Origin of the sequence: Streptomyces sennicomposti (assembly GCF_019890635.1) — a bacterium.
GTDB classification, from domain to species: domain Bacteria; phylum Actinomycetota; class Actinomycetes; order Streptomycetales; family Streptomycetaceae; genus Streptomyces; species Streptomyces sennicomposti.
Genome location: NZ_JAIOAB010000043.1, coordinates 12,895 through 28,883, shown reverse-complemented (window position 1 = coordinate 28,883; position 15,989 = coordinate 12,895). Strand labels below are relative to the sequence as shown.

The window sequence follows — 15,989 nt, the reverse complement described above, 5'->3', positions numbered from 1 at the left end:
GCTCAGCCCGGGGTGACCAGTCGGGCCTCGTAGGCGAAGACCGCCGCCTGGGTGCGGTCCCGTAGGCCCAGCTTGACCAGGACGCGGCTCACATGGGTCTTGACGGTGGACTCGGCGACCACCAGCCGTTCCGAGATCTCCCCGTTCGACAGGCCCTGCGCGATCAGGACCAGCACCTCCGTCTCCCGTTCCGTGAGGTCCCCGTACGCCGCCTGCGCGGCGGCCGGCGGCCGGGCGGGGCCGGACAGCTTGGCGAACTCGGTGATCAGCCGCCGGGTGACCGAGGGGGCGAGCAGCGCCTCACCGGCGGCCACCACCCGCACGCCGTCGGCGAGTTGCCGCGCGGAGGCGTCCTTCAGCAGGAAGCCCGACGCGCCCGCCCGCAGCGCCTGGTACACGTACTCGTCCAGATCGAACGTGGTCAGCACCAGCACCTTCGCCGTGCCGTCCGCGGCGACGATCTCCCGGGTCGCCTCGATGCCGTTCAGCTCGGGCATGCGGATGTCCATCAGCACCACGTCCGGGGCGAGTTCGCGCACCCGCCGCACCGCCTCGCGGCCGTTGACGGCCTCGCCGACGACCTCGATGCCGGGCATCGCGTTCAGCAGCACCGAGAAGCCCTCGCGGACCATCATCTGGTCGTCCGCGATCAGGACGCGGATCGGGTCGGCCGTCACGCGGCGCCCCCGTCGCCGCCCACGGCCCCGTCGGCGCCCACGGTTCCCGTCTCGGCCGCGGTGGCCGGGACGACCGAGGGGGCCGGCAGGAACACCGTCACCTCGTACCCGCCCTCGTCCGTCGGCCCCGCCGTCATCTCGCCGTCCAGCATCGACACCCGCTCCCGCATCCCGGTGATGCCGTGCCCCGCGCCCGGCGACGGCTTGACCAGGGACGGCGCGGGCGGCGGGCCGTTGACGACGCGCAGCCCGAGGCCGCCGAGGACGTAGCCGATCTCCACCCGGGCGTCCGCGCCGGGCGCGTGCCGCAGGACGTTGCTCAGCGCCTCCTGGACGATCCGGTACGCCGACAGCTCGACGCCCTGCGGGAGTTCGCGCACCGCGCCGGTCACCGCCTTCGACACATCGAGCCCGGCCTCCCGCACGTTGGCCAGCAGCGTGTCGAGGTCGGCGAGGGTGGGCTGCGGGGCGTCGGGCGCCGCGTCGTCCTCCGCGCGGACCACGCCGAGGACGCGGCGCAGCTCGGTGAGGGCGGCCACCGCGTTCTCGCGGATCGTGGCGAACGCCTTCTCCAGCTCGGGCGGCGGGTTTTGGACGCGGTACGGGGCGGCCTCGGCCTGGATCGCGACGACGGACATGTGGTGGGCCACCACGTCGTGCAGCTCGCGGGCGATCGTGGTGCGCTCCTCCAGCAGCGTGCGGCGCGAGCGCTCGTGCTCGGTCACCGTCTGCTGCGCGGTCACCGTCTGCTCGGCCTCCCGGCGGATGTGCCAGACGCTGACGGCCAGCAGCACCAGCGCGGACACCGTCAGCATGGCGCCGGAGTCGTTGTCGTAGGACGTGCCGACGGTCTCGGTGGTGAAGGCGTAGAACGCGGTGACGACCCACATCCAGGCCGCGGTGCGCGGCCGGGTGCGCACCGCCACCACGGTGAGCACCGTCAGGTACGCCAGGAAGCCCTCGGGCGGCCAGGGCCAGTCGTCGTACGTGCCGGCGACGGCCGACGTGACGGCGGTCGCGAGCAGGGCCAGCCAGAACGCCGCGACCGGGCGGACCAGCGTGAGCAGCACCGGGACCAGCAGCACCAGCCCGTACACCGGGGCCGTGGCCTCGCTCTCGGCGGCCGACCAGGCGGCGATCACGGTCAGCAGGCCGCTGCCCGCCACCAGGGCGTGCGGCGTCCAGGTCGCGTACTCCCGCAGCCGGCCGGGCAGCCGCCCGATCAGCGGGCCGTCCGGGTCGCGGCGGGGCAGCGGCCGGTAGGCGAGGACGTCCCGGAACAGGTCCTGGCGCAGCCCGCGCAGGGCCTGCGCCGCCGCCCGGAACTCCGGGCTGCGCGGCTTGTACGGGGCGAACGCGCCGCCCGGCGGCATCTGGGTCTCGGTCAGGGTGCGGGCCTGGGTCCGGGTCGTGTCGGTCACGGTGAAACCGTAGGCGGCGGCCGGGGCCGCGGTCGTCCCCAGTGAGGGGGGTTCCGGCGGGTCCGTCTCAGGTACTACGGGTAGCCCCGGGGCGGCCCGCGCTCAGGAGCCGGAGGGCCGCACCAGCCCGGATTCGTACGCGAACACCGCCGCCTGGGTGCGGTCCCTGAGCCCCAGCTTGACCAGGATGCGGCCGACATGGGTCTTCACCGTCTGCTCGGCGACGACGAGGCGCTCGGCGATCTCCGCGTTCGACAGGCCCTGGGCGATCAACGCGAGCACCTCCGTCTCCCGCTCGGTCAGGGTGCCGACGCGTGCCTTGAGCGGGCCGCGCGGCCTGCCGTTCATCCGGGAGAACTCGGCGATCAGCCTGCGGGTGATCCCGGGCGCCAGCAGAGCGTCACCGGCCGCGACCACCCGCACCGCCTCGGCCAACTGATCGGCGGAGGCGTCCTTCAGGAGGAAGCCGGACGCGCCGGCGCACAGCGCCTCGTACACGTAGTCGTCGAGGTCGAAGGTGGTGAGCACCAGCACTCGCGTGCCCGGCGCGTGGGCCGTGACGTGGCGGGTCGCCTCGATGCCGTTCAGCTCGGGCATGCGGATGTCCATGAGGACCACGTCCGGGGCGAGTTCGGCGACCTTGGCGACGGCGTCCCGGCCGTCCACCGCCTGGCCGACCACCTCGATGTCCGGCTGGACGTCGAGCAGGACGCCGAAGCCCTGCCGGACCATCTGCTGGTCGTCGGCGATGAGGACGCGGATGCTGCCGCTGCTCATGGGGTCTGTTCTCCTGTCGGGGGCGGTGGGCCCGGCACGGCGGTGTCCTGCGGGGTGCGGGGCGCGGCCGGCGGTTCGAGGACGAAGTCAGGAGCGCCGGCCGGACCGGTGGTGGCCACGGGCAGGCCGGGCAGGCCGGGATCGGCGAGGGGGGCCGTGCCGTCGCGGGGCAGGAAGGCGGTGACGGCGAAGCCCCCGTGCAGGGTCCTGACTGCGGTGACGTGGCCGCCCAGCATCGCCGCTCGCTCCCGCATCCCCAGCAGGCCGTGCCCCGCGCCCGTGGAGGGCGTGACGGGCTGCTGCGGACGGGAGTTGACCACACTCAGGTGCAGGCCGTCGGGGATGTGGGTGATCTCGACGCGGACCGTCGAGCCCGGGGCGTGCCGGAGGGCGTTGCTGAGAGCCTCCTGGACGATGCGGTACGCCGACAGCTCCACGCCGGGCGAGTAGGGCCGCGGCCGGGTCCGGGTGTCCTCGGTCTCCAGGACGACCGTCAGTCCGGCGGCGCGGGTGTTCTCGACCAGGGCGTCGAGGCGGTCGAGGGTGGGCTGCGGGCCGCGCGGCGCCGCTCCGGCGCCCGGTTCGCCGAGGCCGTAGGGGTCCTCGGGGTTCGGCGAGCGCAGCACGCCGAGCACGCGGCGCAGTTCGGCGAGCGCCTCCAGCGCGTTCTGCCGGATGCCGGCGAGGTTCTCCTTCAGCTCGTCCGAGGGATCCGCCGTCAGATACGGCGCCACCTGCGCCTGGATGGAGATGACCGACATGTGGTGGGCGACGACGTCGTGCAGTTCCCGGGCGATGCGGCTGCGTTCCTCCAGGAGGGTGCGCCGGGCCCGTTCCTCCGCGGTGAGCGTGGTCTGGCGGCCCAGCTCCGCGCGGGCCTCGCGGCGGCCCCGCAGGGCGGCGCCGAGTACCACCGCGACCGCGGACAGGACCACCGCGACGACCCCTGTGGGCTGGTATGCCACCGCGCCCCACAGACCTTCCAGGACGTAGGTGACCAGCACGGTCACGGCCAGCGCCTCCACGGCGACGCGGACGCGCACCCGCAGGGCGAGCAGCAGCAGGACGAGGAGATGACCGATGAGCCCGGCCGCCGTCCAGGGCCAGGGCCGCATGAAGTCGGCCCTCAGCCGGTCGTGCACCGCGACCGCCGCCACCACCGTGACGGCGGTCGACAGCCACCACGCCGGGACGGGACGCCACAGGGCGAGCGCCACCGCGCCGCTCTGGCAGAGCGCGATGAGGAGCGCGTACCTGAGAGCCAGGCCGCCGCTCGCGTGGAGTTGTTCCGGGCCGCCGGCCAGGACCCCGACGGCGAGCAGCCACACGATGCCGTGCGGCAGCCAGCGCAGCCAGACGGAGGGCGGCATGGGGTCCGCCTTCAGGCTCCACAGGTCGCCGCGCAGTGTCCGCAGTCCTCGCCGGACGCGGCTCTCCCCTCCGATCACGCGTCCACCCTAGGCTCTCCGGCAGGGACCGGGCCGGGCTCGCGGGCTCCGGGGCGGTGCGCCCGGGCCGCGGGGGAGCGGTGCGGGCCGATGCCGTGTTCGCGGCCGTGGAACGCCGTCCGGCACACGGCCAGCGCCAGCGCGAAGACCGGGAGCCAGGCCAGTCGGTACGCCACCCACGCCAGGTCGTCGGGGAGGGTGTGGAGGCCGGGCAGACGGCCCGCGAGGAGGCCCAGGGCGGTGGTCGCCATCAGGGCGGTCTGGTGCCAGAGGAAGATCGTCATCGCGGACAGGTTGACCAGGGCCACGGCCGCCCAGGCGAGTGGACGGCGCATCGCCCGGCCCAGCCGGTCGCGCAGCAGCAGGGCCAGGCCGCACTGGGCGAGGCCGAAGGTGACGGTGGCCAGGGTCGGCGGATCCAGGTTGGAGACCGCGGCGCCCGGGACGCCGACCATCGACGCCGGGTAGCCCGCCCAGACGACGAGTGCGGCGGTCGCCGCCGCGCCGCCGCCCAGCAGCGTCCAGCCCGCGCGGCGGCTCTCCAGTTCACCGCGGGCCCAGGCCGCGCCGAGGGCGTACGGAACCAGCCAGCCGGCGGGCAGGTTCAGCCAGCCGAGCCAGTCGGGGGCACCGAGGCCGAAGCGGAGAAGGTCCACGTGCAGGACGACGGCCAGGGGCCACAGCGGGCTGAGTCCGGTCAGCAGCGGGGTGGCGGCGGTCAGCGCGGCGAAGACCAGCAGGAACCACATCGGGGACAGGGCCAGTTTGACGAGGGTGCGGATCGTGGCCGGGTCCGTCCCGGTCAGCAGGAGTGCGGCGGCGGCCGGCGCCCACAGGGCCAGTACCGCGACGGTCGGCCTGGACAGGCGGGACAGACGGGCACGGAGCCACCGCGGGTAGGCGACACCGCGGGCACGGGCCGACAGATGGCTACGCATGGCCACGCGGCCGCCGACCAGGAAGAACACGGCCAGCGTCTGGAAGGCCCAGGAGACGGGCGCCAGCCAGGGCATGAAGTGCAGGGGGCTCGCGGTGCGGAGCGTCGGGCGGGGGCGCGTCTGAAGGTCCGCGACCAGCGCGGTGACCAGCCAGTGGCCCAGGACCACTCCCAGGATCGCGCCCGCGCGCAGGGCGTCCACCGCGCGGTCCCGGTGCGGCGGGGTGGCGGCGTCGACACGGCGGGCGGCGGCGCGTACACGGGAGGGGACGCGCATGCGGGCGGGGACGCGCATGCGGGTGGGACGGGTGAGCGCGACGGTGCGGTGATCAGTCACCACGGGTCTCCTTCGCGGGACCCAGGACGATCCGGGCAAGGTTGGCCAGGGACGGGGAGCCGGGGCTGAAGTAGTCGCTGTGGCCGCCTCTTCCGGCCGGGAAGACCCGGGCGCCGAAGGCCGGGGCCATGGGATCGGCGCCGAACCCGAATGTCCTGCCGAGCAGGTCGGCGCGGGCGTGCGGCACGTTCGCCACCCAGTCGTCGTCGCCACGAGCCGCCCAGACGCGGGCCCGGGTGTGCAGCGCCGCCACGGTGTCGGCGCCGGTGCCGGGGCTGCCGAGCAGGACGATGTCGGACACGGCCAGTCCTGCGGCGGCGCGGCCGCACACCACCGAACCGTAGGAGTGGCACACCGGGGCGATGCGCGCCGCGCGGCCGGTCACGCCCCGCAGCTCGCGGACCAGCTGCCGCAGGTGCGGGGCCGCCCGCTCGGCGCGGCGCGTGGTGAGGACCGTGGTGCTGACCGTGTCCGGTGTCTCGTAGCCGAGCCAGGCGACCACCGCCGGGTGTGTTCCGGCGGGTGCCCTGCGGGTCAGCTCCCGGGAGAGGGCGAGGGCGTCCGCCCGGAAGCGGTCGTAGGTGTCGAGCGAGGTGTCCGAGCCGGGGACGAGGACGGCGACGCGGTCCGCGTGCGCCAGGTCGCCGATCACCTCCGTGACACGGCCCGGGCCGCGGCCGTCGAAGGAGAGCAGGTGGCGGGAGGGGGACGCCAGGTCCCGGTCCACGGCCGCGCGGTGCGCGTAGCCGTGCGCGGCGGCCATGCGGGACGCCTGTGCGGCGTCGGCGCGGTTCGCCGCGTAGACCGACGTCAGAGCGGCGGGCGTGGCCGGGGCGGCGAGATCCGCCGGCGCCGGGGCGGGGATCCGGGGGCGGGCGGCCGCCGACAGAGGCACCACCACGGCCGCGAGGACGAGGACGGCGAGCAGCGTCCGGATTCCTCGGCGCGGCCTCCGGGAGGCGTCCTCGCGCCGCGGCGCCCGCGGCCCCGGTCCCCTTCCCCGTCCCCGTTCCCGCTCCCGCTCCCGCTCCCGCTCCCGCTCCCGCTCCCGCTCCCGAACGGTGACGCACGCTGTCCGCTGCCCGGCGACGACCGCCGCATCCGGCCCCATGGCTCCCCCTCCGCTCCGCCCGCGCACCGGGCTCGACTGGAAGGGAAATTACGGATCGGACCGCATCGCTCGCGTCCCGCCCGGGAGCTGTTCTCCGCCGTAGCTCTCAGGTATTACGGGTATGGGGGTGCGGCAGATCCCGTGGTCGCCCCGGGGCGCCCGGACCCACGGTCACGCCGGGCACTCGGGCCACCTCGGACCCTGGGGCGCCGGGCGCCGACCCTGGGGTGCCGGGCGCCGGGGCTCGTGATCACTGCGGGGGCCGGCGGGCCGTCGTTCACCAGGCGAGTTGGGCGATCTCCTCCGCGACCACCGCGCAGGCGTCGGCCGCCGGGTCGATCAGCGGGAAGTGGCCGACGTCCTCCAGCAGGGTCAGGCCCGCCGGTTCGCCCGCCCGGGCCGCCGCGTCCGCGTACGCCTCGGCCACCGCCTGCGGTACGACCACGTCCGTCCGGCCCTGCACCACGGTCGTCGCTATGCCGGTGGGCAGCAGCAGGGTGGGATCGGCGTGGAGCCGCCGCTCGGCGAAGTGCTCCTCCCCGCCGAGCAGTTGGAGCGCCGCGCCGCCGCACACACCCAGTTTCCCGGCGGCCTCGAAGTCGGCGATGGGAGCGAGCGCGACCACGCCGCGCAGCGGGGCCGGGCCGTCGGTGCGCCAGGGGGAGCCGGCGGGCAGGACGTGCCGGGCCGCTGCCCACAGGGCGAGGTGGCCGCCCGCGGAGTGGCCGGTGAGGACCGTACGCCGCGTGTCGGCCTGCGGGAGCGTCCGTTCGGCGAGCGCGGGCAGCGCGTCCAGCGCGGCGGCCACGTCGTCGAAGGTGTCCGGCCAGCGGCCCGCGACGGGCGGCTCCCCGGCGGGACCCTCGGCGCCGCGCCGGTACTCGACGTTGGCCACGGCGAAGCCGCGCCGCGCGAGGAAGTCCGCGAACGGCGTGACGTGCCGCCGGTCGTACGGAGCCCGCCAGGCGCCGCCGTGCAGCACCACGACGAGCGGGGCCGAACCGGCGGGCGCGGAGCCGCCAAGGCCGCGCGGTGCGGAACCGGCGGGCGCGGCATCGCCGGTTCCGCCGGTTCCGCCGGCTTCGCCGGGGCCGCGCGGGGCGTAGAAGTCGATGACCTGGTCCGGGTGGTCGCCGTAGGCGGCGGTGCCGTCGGGCTCGACGGGCGCGTGCGAGAAGGCGGACGCCTCCTCCGCGGCGTCCCGCGCCACCGGGTCCCGTCCGGCCAGGTCACCTGCGGCGTCGCGGGGTGCGGCGGCGTCCGGCATTGCTCCAACCTCTCAGCGGTGAAACGGCGTTACGGCGAAACGGCGACGCAACGGAACCGGCGGGCGCGGGGTCGCGCTCGGCGCCGGTTCGGCCGTTGGCGGGACGGTACCAGGCGCATGACGTGCACCGACACGCACGTACGACGCCGGTGCGGGCGTTCGGAGCGCCCGCCCGACCGCCCCGGGCGGAGACGGGCCCGGGACCGGTCCCCAGGGGATCCGTTCGGGCCGGGCCGGGTGGGCGCCCGGCCGGATGAGCAACCCCGGCCGGGCGGGTGCCCAGGCCGGGCGGGCGCCCAGGCCAGGTGGGCACCCCGGCCGGATGAGCACCCCGGCCGGGTGGGCGCCCGAGCCGGGTGGGCGCCCAGCCCGACCCGCCCCGGTCCCGTCCCGGTCCCGACCCGTCCCGGTCCCTCCCCGACTGCGCTACGCCCCCTTCAGCACCTCCCCCAGCACCCGCGCCGCCCGCTCCGCGTCGGCGAAGCCGACGTAGAGCGGGGTGAAGCCGAAGCGGAGGATGTCCGGGGCGCGGAAGTCGCCGACCACGCCCCGCGCGATCAGGCGCTCCATCACCTCACCGGCGTCCGCGCAGCGCAGCGCGACCTGGCTGCCGCGTTCCGCGTGCGCGGCCGGGGTCACCGACTCCACGCGCCCGGCGGGGACATGGGCGGCGACGCACTCCAGGAAGAAGTCCGTCAGCGCCAGGGACTTGGCCCGCACCGCCTCGACCGACACCCCCTCCCACACGTCCAGCGCCGCCTCCAGGGCGAGCAGGGACAGGATGTCCGGGGTGCCGACCCGGCCGCGCACCGCGCCCTTCGCCGGCTCGTAGTCGGGCCGCATGCCGAACGGCTCGGCGTGCGAGTTCCAGCCCGGCAGCGGGGAGTCGAAGCGCTCCTGCAGCCCGGCGCGGACGTACAGGAAGGCCGGTGAACCCGGCCCGCCGTTCAGGAACTTGTACGTGCACCCGACCGCCAGCGCGACCCCGTGCTCGTCCAGCCCGACCGGCAGGGCGCCCGCGCTGTGGCACAGGTCCCAGACGGCGTACGCCCCCGCCGCGTGCACGGCCGCCGTGAGGGACGGCAGGTCGTGCAGGCGGCCGGTGCGGTAGTCGACGTGGTTCAGCAGGACCGCGGCGGTGCGCGGCGACAGCGCCGCGGGCACCTCGTGCGGCGCGACCGGACGGACGACGCAGCCGGTCATCCGGGCGGCGGAGGCGGCGATGTAGCCGTCGGTGGGGAAGGTGGAGGCGTCGACGAGGATCTCGTCCCGGCCCTCGCCACCGCCGGTCCCACCGCTCCCGCCGCCCTCGCCGCTCCCGCCGCCCTCGCCGGTCCCGCCGGCTGTCTCCGCGCCCGCCTCGCGGGCCATCCGCACCGCCGCCACCAACGCCTTGAAGACGTTCACGCTGGTCGAGTCGCCGACCACGATCTGCCCCGGCGCGGCTCCGACCAGCGGGGCGATCCGGTCGCCGATCCGCTCGGGCGCGGTCCACCAGCCGCTCTCGCCCCAGGACCGGATGCGCAGCTCGCCCCACTGCCGCCGGACCACGTCCGCGACCCGGTCCGGGACGCCGGCCGGGAGCGCGCCCAGCGAGTTCCCGTCGAGGTAGACACCGCCGTCGTCCAGGACGAACCGGTCGCGCAGCGGCGCGAGCGGATCGGCGGCGTCCAGCTCCGCCGCCCGGCCGGCCAGGGACTTCCGCTCCGCCGCCCGGTCGGCCAAAGACTTCCGGTCCGCCGCCCGGCCGGCCAGGGACTTCCGGTCGGCCGGGGACTTCTGCTCCGTCGCCCGGCCGGCCGGGGACTTCCGCTCCGTCGGCTCCGTCAGCTCAGACATGGGACCTCGCCGTCCACAGCTCGGGGAACACGTACTTCTGCGCCCGCTTCTCCAGCCAGGCCACCCCGGCGGAGCCGCCGGTGCCCGCCTTGGCGCCCATCGCGCGGCGGGTGGCGACCAGGTGGTCGTTGCGCCAGCGCCACACCAGTTCGGCGACGTCCGTCAACGCCTCGCCGAGCCGGGCGAGTTCGTCGTGCTCGTCGCCGGAGTAGAGCGCCGTCCAGACCGCCTCCACCTCCGGGGAGGGCTCGTAGCGCCGCGACACGTCACGCCGCAGCACGGCCTCCGGGACGGCGTGGCCGCGCCGGGCGAGCAGCCGCAGCACCTCGTCGTACAGGCTCGGCTCGTGCAGGGCCTTCTCCAGCTCGGCGTGGACGCGGGGCGCGCCGCGGTGCGGGACGAGCATCGAGGCGGACTTGTCGCCGAGCAGGAACTCCAGGCGCCGGTACATCGCCGACTGGAAGCCGGAGCCCTCGCCGAGCGCGCCGCGGTAGCTGTTGAACTGCGCCGGGGTGAGCTGGCCGAGCGGCCGCCAGGAGGCGTTCAGCGCCTCCAGCTCCCGTACGGAACGCTTCAGCGCGGCGATCGCCGTCGGCACGTCGTCCGCGCGCAGGGCGTGGGCGGCGGTCTCCCACTCGTGCACGATGACGGTGAACCACAGCTCCATCACCTGGGTGGTGACCAGGAAGACCATCTCTCCGGGGTCGTCGGAGAGGGTCTGCTGGAGGTGGGTGAGCACGTCCGCCTTGACGTAGTCCTCGTACGGCGTCGTGCCCTCGAAGTCGAGATGCGGGGTCTCGGGCTCAGCGGCGGCCTCGTCGGGCCGGGCGGTCGGTTGAGCCTGTTGGGACATCGCTGTCTCCTGCATGTACTCCGGGTAGCGGTCCGCCCCTGCCGATGCCGGCACGGGGGCCCCGGTCCCCACCCGCATCCTGCGCAGCCCGGCCGCAGATCGCAAGGCAGTCCCCCCGCGCCGGGCTGTGACCCGCGGCCCGGGGCCCGGGGCCGGTGGCCCGTGGCCGGTGGCAGACTTCTGCCATGACGACGCACAAGAACCTGCTCGGCGGCCCGGAGCCGACGTACCTCCCGGAGAACGAGGACGCGTACCGCCTGCTGGCCGAGGAGTCCCGGCCGCCGGCCGAGGTCGCGGCCCAGTACCCGACGTTCTCGCTGGCCTGGGCGATGCTCGCCGACGACGCCTTCGAGGGCGGCCGGGTCGTCGAGTCGTACGCCTACGCGCGCACCGGCTACCACCGCGGGCTCGACCAGCTCCGCCGGGCCGGCTGGAAGGGCCACGGCCCCATCCCCTGGGACCACCGCGCCAACCGCGGCTTCCTGCGCTGCCTGTCCGCCCTGGCCCGCGCCGCCGCCGCGATCGAGGAGAAGGAGGAGGCGACCCGCTGCCGAGAGTTCCTGAAGGACAGCAGCGCGGAGGCCTACGCGGAACTGAACCCGTAACCACGGGCCACTCCCCACCCGGCCCGCCCGGCACCTGAAAACCAGGGCCGCCATCAATAGCCCGTCCGGCGCTTGAGGACGAGGCCGTCCAGGCCGATACCCGGGTCCGGGGGCGGCAGCTCTACCCACCCCCCGCCCCGCCCCCATCCAGCCCGTCCGGCGCTTGAGGACGAGGCCGTCCAGGCCGATACGCGGGTCTGGGGGCGCAGCCCCCAGGGGACGGGAACGGGAAGGGGCGGCGGGGGCGAAAACACCACCCCACCCCCCTCACCGCCCCCGCCCCACCTCCAGCGGAGGACACGTCACCGACCCGTGCGTACGGCACTCCGGCTGACGGCACCCCGGCGCCGGGCGCCGAACCGTCGCCCAGGCCACCACCGCCCCCACCACCAGCACCCCCGCACAGATCGGCATCGCCCGCCGAAACGCCGCGTCGAACGCGGTCGCCGACCGATACGCCTCCGCCCCCATCCCCGCCAGCAACGGCAACGCGGCCACCGCGATCAATCCCGCCGCACGGGCGGCGGCATTGTTGATCCCGCTGGCCAGCCCCGCCCGCGAGGCGGACACGGACGCCAGCACCGTCGCGGTCAGCGGAGCCACCAGCGTCACCATCCCCGCCCCCATGACCAGCAGCGCCGGCAGCACATCCGCGACGTACCCCGCGTCCTTCCCCACCCGCAGCATCAACAGCATCGCCACCGCGCACAGCAACGGCCCCACGGTCAGCGGCGCCCGCGGCCCGATCCGGTCGGCGAGCGCCCCCGAGCGCGCCGAGAACAAGAGCATCAGCACCGTCGTCGGCAGCAGCGCGGTCCCCGCCCGCAGCGGCGAGTACCCCGCCACCACCTGCAACTGGAGCGCGGTCAGGAAGAAGAAGCCGCCGAACGCCGCGTACACGCACAGGGTGACCAGGTTGACCGCCGTGAACTGGCGGGAGGCGAAGATGTCCGGCGGCAGCATCGGGTCCGGCCGCCGTTTCTCCACCCGCCAGAAGACGAAGCCCGCCGCCACCCCGGCGAGCCCCGCGACCACCACCGCGGGCGAGCCCCCGCGCGCCTCGATGAGCGCGTACGTCACCAGCGCGAGCGCCACCGCGCCCAGCACCGCCCCCGCGACGTCGAAGCGGCCGTGCGCGCGCCCGGCCGAGGACTCGGGGACGTGCCGCAGGGCCACCGGCACGCACAGCAGCGCCAGCGGGACGTTGATCAGGAACACCCAGCGCCAGCCGGGACCGTCCACGAGCCAGCCGCCGAGGAAGGGGCCGACGGCCGCCCCGATGCCGCCGAACCCCGACCACAGGCCGACCGCCCGCGCCCGGTCGTCCGGGTGGAAGGAGGCCTGGATCAGCGCCAGCGAGCCGGGGGTGAGCAGCGCCCCGCCGACGCCCTGGAGCGCGCGGGCGAAGATCAGCACGCCGGTGCCGGGGGCCAGGCCGCACAGCAGGGAGGCCGCCGCGAACCACACCACGCCGATCACGAAGACCTTGCGGCGGCCGTAGGTGTCGCCCAGCGAGCCGCCGAGCAGGATGAGCGCGGCCAGGGTCAGCATGTAGGCGTTGACGGTCCACTGGAGGGCCGCCAGATCGGTGTCGAGGTCGCGGCCGATGCGCGGCAGGGCGACGTTCACGACGGTCGAGTCCAGCAGGACCATGCTGGAGCCGAGCACGGTGGTGAACAGGAGCCACCTGCCGGCCGGGCTCGCGATCCTCACGTCGGGCGCTCGCTGTGCGGGAACGGGGGCGGGGACGGCCATGCGGCGATCCTCCCCCGCCGGCCGCCCCCGGGCATCCGGAAGCGCCCCGGCCGGCCCTCGACGCCCCCACAGGAGCGCGACGCGACACACCCACAGGAGCGCGACGAGACACACGCACAGAAGCGCGACGAGCCCGGCGCCCCGGAAACACGACGGACCCGGCGCCCGAAGGCGCCGGGTCCGCCGAACGCACGCCTACTTGATGCGGGTGCCCGCCGAGCGCAGGTGCCCGCAGGCCTCCACGACACGCGCCGCCATGCCGGCCTCGGCCAGCTTGCCCCAGGTGCGCGGGTCGTACGTCTTCTTCGAGCCGACCTCGCCGTCGACCTTCAGGACGCCGTCGTAGTTCTTGAACATGTGGTCGACCACCGGACGCGTGAACGCGTACTGCGTGTCGGTGTCGATGTTCATCTTGACCACGCCGTTCTCCAGGGCGGTGCGGATCTCCTCCTCCGAGGAGCCGGAGCCGCCGTGGAAGACGAAGTCGAACGGCTGCGCACCGGCCGGCTTGCCGTACTTCGCGGCCACGCCCTCGTTCAGCTCCTTCAGCAGCTCGGGACGGAGCACGACGTTGCCCGGCTTGTACACGCCGTGCACGTTGCCGAAGGAGGCGGCCAGCAGGTAACGGCCCTTGTCGCCCAGGCCCAGCGCCTCGGCGGTGCGGACCGCGTCGTCGACCGTGGTGTAGAGGGAGTCGTTGATCTCGTGGGAGACGCCGTCCTCCTCGCCGCCGGTCGGGGTGATCTCGACCTCGAGGATGATCTTCGCGGCGCGGGCCTGCTCCAGCAGCTCCTGCGCGATCGCCAGGTTGTCGGCGAGGGTCTCCGCCGAGCCGTCCCACATGTGGGACTGGAACAGCGGGTTCAGACCGGCGTCGACGCGCTTCTTGGAGAGCGCGAGCAGCGGGCGTACGTACCCGTCGAGCTTGTCCTTGGGGCAGTGGTCCGTGTGCAGCGCGATGTTGACCGGGTACTTCTCGGCGACGATGTGCGCGAACTCGGCCAGGGCCACCGCGCCGGTGACCATGTCCTTGTCGTACTGGCCGCCCAGGAACTCGGCGCCACCCGTGGAGATCTGGACGATGCCGTCGCTCTCCGCCTCCGCGAAGCCGCGCAGGGCCGCGTGCAGGGTCTGGGAGGACGTCACGTTGATGGCCGGGTAGGCGAACTTGCCTGCCTTCGCCCGGTCGAGCATCTCGTTGTAGACCTCGGGGGTTGCGATGGGCATCTGTCCGCTCCTTGTATGTGCGGGGTGCGTTCTGCGTGCTTACGGCCCTGACCTAGGGAGTGACGTCATCGTCGGCCCCATCTTCGCAGACAACGCCCCTCCCCACGGACACCCCGTCCAGCCTGTGGATAACGGGTCGGCTGTGGACGACGGGACGCGCGCCGCCTGTGGACGACAGGGCGCGGACGGCGCAGCGCACGCGCCCGGCGCACCCCCTGCGCCTCGCGCCCCGCGCGCCACTCCGCGCGCCCCGCACCGCCCCTCGCCCCCCCCGCGGCCCGTCCGAACCGGGGTCGCGCGAACCGGGGTCGTCCGAACCGGGGCCGCCGAACCGGGATCGCCCGGCGGCTCAGTCCAGGCCCAGCTCGTCCTTCGAGAACGCGAACACGTACGGCACCCCGGCGCCCTCGCGGATCTTCTCGGCCGCGCCGGTGGCCCGGTCCACGATCGTGGCGACCGCGACCACCTCGGCGCCCGCCTCCCGCACCGCCTCGACCGCGGTGAGCGGCGAACCGCCGGTGGTGGACGTGTCCTCCACGACCAGCACCCGGCGGCCCCTGATCTCCGGGCCCTCCACGCGCCGCTGCATGCCGTGCGCCTTGGCGGCCTTGCGCACCACGAAGGCGTCCAGCCGCCGCCCGCGCGCGGCGGCGGCGTGCAGCATCGACGCCGCGACCGGGTCGGCGCCCATGGTCAGCCCGCCGACCGCGTCGAACTCGAACTCGGCGGTCAGGTCGAGCAGCACCTGGCCGACCAGCGGGGCCGCCTCGCCGTCCAGCGTGACCCGGCGCAGGTCCACGTAGTAGTCGGCTTCCAGACCCGACGACAGGGTCACCTTGCCGTGCACCACGGCCTTGTCCTTGATCTGCTGCAGCAGCTCGCCGCGAACGTCGCTCATGGCAGCCAGCTTAAGCGCGGCGCCAGGACCAGGTGGTCGTGGCCTCCAGCGGCTCCAGCGGCGTGACCAGGCGCGGATGGGTGTTCAGCCCGTTGGGCGGACCGGTCTGCGGTTCCACGCACACGGCGGCCTCCTGCTCGTCGTAGACGACGACCCACTTCTCCGGGCTGCTCACCGTCAGCTCCAGCAGCCCCGGCCAGTCGAGGGTGACCTCGACGCCGTCCGGCATCCCGAAGCAGTCGTCCCACGGACCGGGCTTCGGGTCGATCCGGCGGCCGGTGGGCAGGTGGTCGTCGCCGCGCTCCTCCTGCCAGCCGGGCCGGAAGTCCAGCCGGACGTCGGTGCCGGCCAGGTTCCGGTGGAACCACGGGTGCCAGCCGATCTGCGCCGGGAAGGAGGACGCGTACGTCTCCACCGACATCGTCAGCGTCAGCGAGTCCTCGGTCAGCGCGACGACCTGGGTGATGCGGCCGGGATAGGGCCAGGGCTCGACGAGGTCGTACGTGATCACCGCCTCGTCCGCCGAGACGCGCGCCGTGCTCCAGGCGCCGTCGCGCGCGGTGCCGTGGATGGCGTGCGGCGGGGAGTTGAGCGGCATCCGGTGGACGGTGGCGCCGTCGCGGAACTCGCCGTTCCGGATCCGGCCGCACCAGGGGACCATCGGGAAGCAGCCGAACTTGTCGCCCTGGCGCAGCAGCTCGAGACCGCCCACCCTCAGTCCGCCGACGCGGCCGCCGTTGCCCGGCTGAACGGTCGCTTCCGCGTCGCCCGCGGTCAGCGTGATGTCTTCGTTACTCACGGCACGAGGCTACTTGGCCGATCGCGGGGCCGTTCCCC

General features: G+C 74.9%; 14 protein-coding genes. 1 reads left to right on the top strand and 13 read right to left on the bottom strand.

All coding sequences use genetic code 11. From position 1 onward, the window contains the following. Positions 1-2: 2 nt before the first annotated feature. The 9 genes from K7787_RS22170 to K7787_RS22130 all read right to left on the bottom strand — a co-directional run bounded on the left by K7787_RS22170 (position 3) and on the right by K7787_RS22130 (position 10,667). Complete coding sequence (locus tag K7787_RS22170; protein WP_009189771.1) at positions 3-677, bottom strand: response regulator; 675 nt, start codon at positions 675-677, stop codon at positions 3-5. Then, the gene (locus K7787_RS22165) at positions 674-2,050 is read right to left on the bottom strand and encodes a sensor histidine kinase (RefSeq protein WP_223002689.1); all 1,377 of its coding nucleotides are present in this window, start codon (positions 2,048-2,050) and stop codon (positions 674-676) included. The genes K7787_RS22170 and K7787_RS22165 overlap by 4 nt, the downstream gene beginning before the upstream one ends. Before the next feature lie 150 nt (positions 2,051-2,200). Next, complete coding sequence (locus tag K7787_RS22160) at positions 2,201-2,875, bottom strand: response regulator (RefSeq protein WP_223002670.1); 675 nt, start codon at positions 2,873-2,875, stop codon at positions 2,201-2,203. Next, positions 2,872-4,245, bottom strand: coding sequence for a sensor histidine kinase (locus K7787_RS22155; RefSeq protein ID WP_223002687.1), 1,374 nt, complete (start codon positions 4,243-4,245; stop codon positions 2,872-2,874). The genes K7787_RS22160 and K7787_RS22155 overlap by 4 nt, the downstream gene beginning before the upstream one ends. Positions 4,246-4,319: 74 nt before the next feature. Beyond that, complete coding sequence (locus K7787_RS22150; RefSeq protein WP_223002688.1) at positions 4,320-5,555, bottom strand: acyltransferase family protein; 1,236 nt, start codon at positions 5,553-5,555, stop codon at positions 4,320-4,322. Between the two features lie 34 nt (positions 5,556-5,589). Beyond that, positions 5,590-6,708: an alpha/beta hydrolase gene (locus K7787_RS22145; protein WP_247721163.1), complete on the bottom strand. Its 1,119-nt coding sequence runs from the start codon at positions 6,706-6,708 to the stop codon at positions 5,590-5,592. Between the two features lie 277 nt (positions 6,709-6,985). Further along, positions 6,986-7,975 carry an alpha/beta hydrolase gene (locus tag K7787_RS22140; protein WP_223002669.1) on the bottom strand — a complete coding sequence of 330 codons (990 nt, stop codon included), beginning with the start codon at positions 7,973-7,975 and terminating at the stop codon, positions 6,986-6,988. A gap of 426 nt (positions 7,976-8,401) precedes the next feature. Then, positions 8,402-9,814 carry a kynureninase gene (locus K7787_RS22135; RefSeq protein ID WP_247721162.1) on the bottom strand — a complete coding sequence of 471 codons (1,413 nt, stop codon included), beginning with the start codon at positions 9,812-9,814 and terminating at the stop codon, positions 8,402-8,404. Beyond that, positions 9,807-10,667, bottom strand: coding sequence for a tryptophan 2,3-dioxygenase family protein (locus K7787_RS22130; RefSeq protein ID WP_009189767.1), 861 nt, complete (start codon positions 10,665-10,667; stop codon positions 9,807-9,809). The genes K7787_RS22135 and K7787_RS22130 overlap by 8 nt, the downstream gene beginning before the upstream one ends. 185 nt (positions 10,668-10,852) lie before the next feature. Here K7787_RS22130 and K7787_RS22125 point away from each other — a divergent pair, with 185 nt between their 5' ends. Beyond that, a complete protein-coding gene (locus tag K7787_RS22125; RefSeq protein WP_019983344.1) occupies positions 10,853-11,272 on the top strand; it encodes a DUF3151 domain-containing protein in 420 nt (139 codons plus the stop codon). A gap of 267 nt (positions 11,273-11,539) precedes the next feature. Here the strand turns inward: K7787_RS22125 and K7787_RS22120 are convergent, their stop codons facing one another. The 4 genes from K7787_RS22120 to K7787_RS22105 form a co-directional block, all read right to left on the bottom strand. Continuing rightward, on the bottom strand, positions 11,540-13,027 hold the full coding sequence (locus tag K7787_RS22120) for an MFS transporter (protein WP_223002668.1): 1,488 nt from the start codon (positions 13,025-13,027) through the stop codon (positions 11,540-11,542). A gap of 195 nt (positions 13,028-13,222) precedes the next feature. After that, entirely contained in the window at positions 13,223-14,254 is a 1,032-nt protein-coding gene (gene fbaA / locus K7787_RS22115; protein WP_009189764.1) for a class II fructose-bisphosphate aldolase, read from the bottom strand. Positions 14,255-14,603: 349 nt separating this feature from the next. After that, positions 14,604-15,152: an orotate phosphoribosyltransferase gene (gene pyrE, locus K7787_RS22110; protein WP_009189763.1), complete on the bottom strand. Its 549-nt coding sequence runs from the start codon at positions 15,150-15,152 to the stop codon at positions 14,604-14,606. Positions 15,153-15,162: 10 nt separating this feature from the next. After that, on the bottom strand, positions 15,163-15,951 hold the full coding sequence (locus tag K7787_RS22105) for an aldose epimerase family protein (RefSeq protein ID WP_009189762.1): 789 nt from the start codon (positions 15,949-15,951) through the stop codon (positions 15,163-15,165). Between the last annotated feature and the right edge of the window lie 38 nt (positions 15,952-15,989).

Bases quoted from the DNA above. Each gene is read 5' to 3' on its own strand.
- K7787_RS22125 (WP_019983344.1), top strand. From the start codon at position 10,853: ATGACGACGCACAAGAACCTGCTCGGCGGCCCGGAGCCGACGTACCTC.
- pyrE (WP_009189763.1), bottom strand. From the start codon at position 15,152: ATGAGCGACGTTCGCGGCGAGCTGCTGCAGCAGATCAAGGACAAGGCC.
- K7787_RS22120 (WP_223002668.1), bottom strand. From the start codon at position 13,027: ATGGCCGTCCCCGCCCCCGTTCCCGCACAGCGAGCGCCCGACGTGAGG.
- K7787_RS22145 (WP_247721163.1), bottom strand. From the start codon at position 6,708: ATGGGGCCGGATGCGGCGGTCGTCGCCGGGCAGCGGACAGCGTGCGTC.
- K7787_RS22130 (WP_009189767.1), bottom strand. From the start codon at position 10,667: ATGTCCCAACAGGCTCAACCGACCGCCCGGCCCGACGAGGCCGCCGCT.
- K7787_RS22135 (WP_247721162.1), bottom strand. From the start codon at position 9,814: ATGTCTGAGCTGACGGAGCCGACGGAGCGGAAGTCCCCGGCCGGCCGG.
- K7787_RS22150 (WP_223002688.1), bottom strand. From the start codon at position 5,555: ATGCGCGTCCCCGCCCGCATGCGCGTCCCCTCCCGTGTACGCGCCGCC.
- fbaA (WP_009189764.1), bottom strand. From the start codon at position 14,254: ATGCCCATCGCAACCCCCGAGGTCTACAACGAGATGCTCGACCGGGCG.
- K7787_RS22165 (WP_223002689.1), bottom strand. From the start codon at position 2,050: ATGCCGCCGGGCGGCGCGTTCGCCCCGTACAAGCCGCGCAGCCCGGAG.
- K7787_RS22140 (WP_223002669.1), bottom strand. From the start codon at position 7,975: ATGCCGGACGCCGCCGCACCCCGCGACGCCGCAGGTGACCTGGCCGGA.
- K7787_RS22155 (WP_223002687.1), bottom strand. From the start codon at position 4,245: ATGCCGCCCTCCGTCTGGCTGCGCTGGCTGCCGCACGGCATCGTGTGG.
- K7787_RS22160 (WP_223002670.1), bottom strand. From the start codon at position 2,875: ATGAGCAGCGGCAGCATCCGCGTCCTCATCGCCGACGACCAGCAGATG.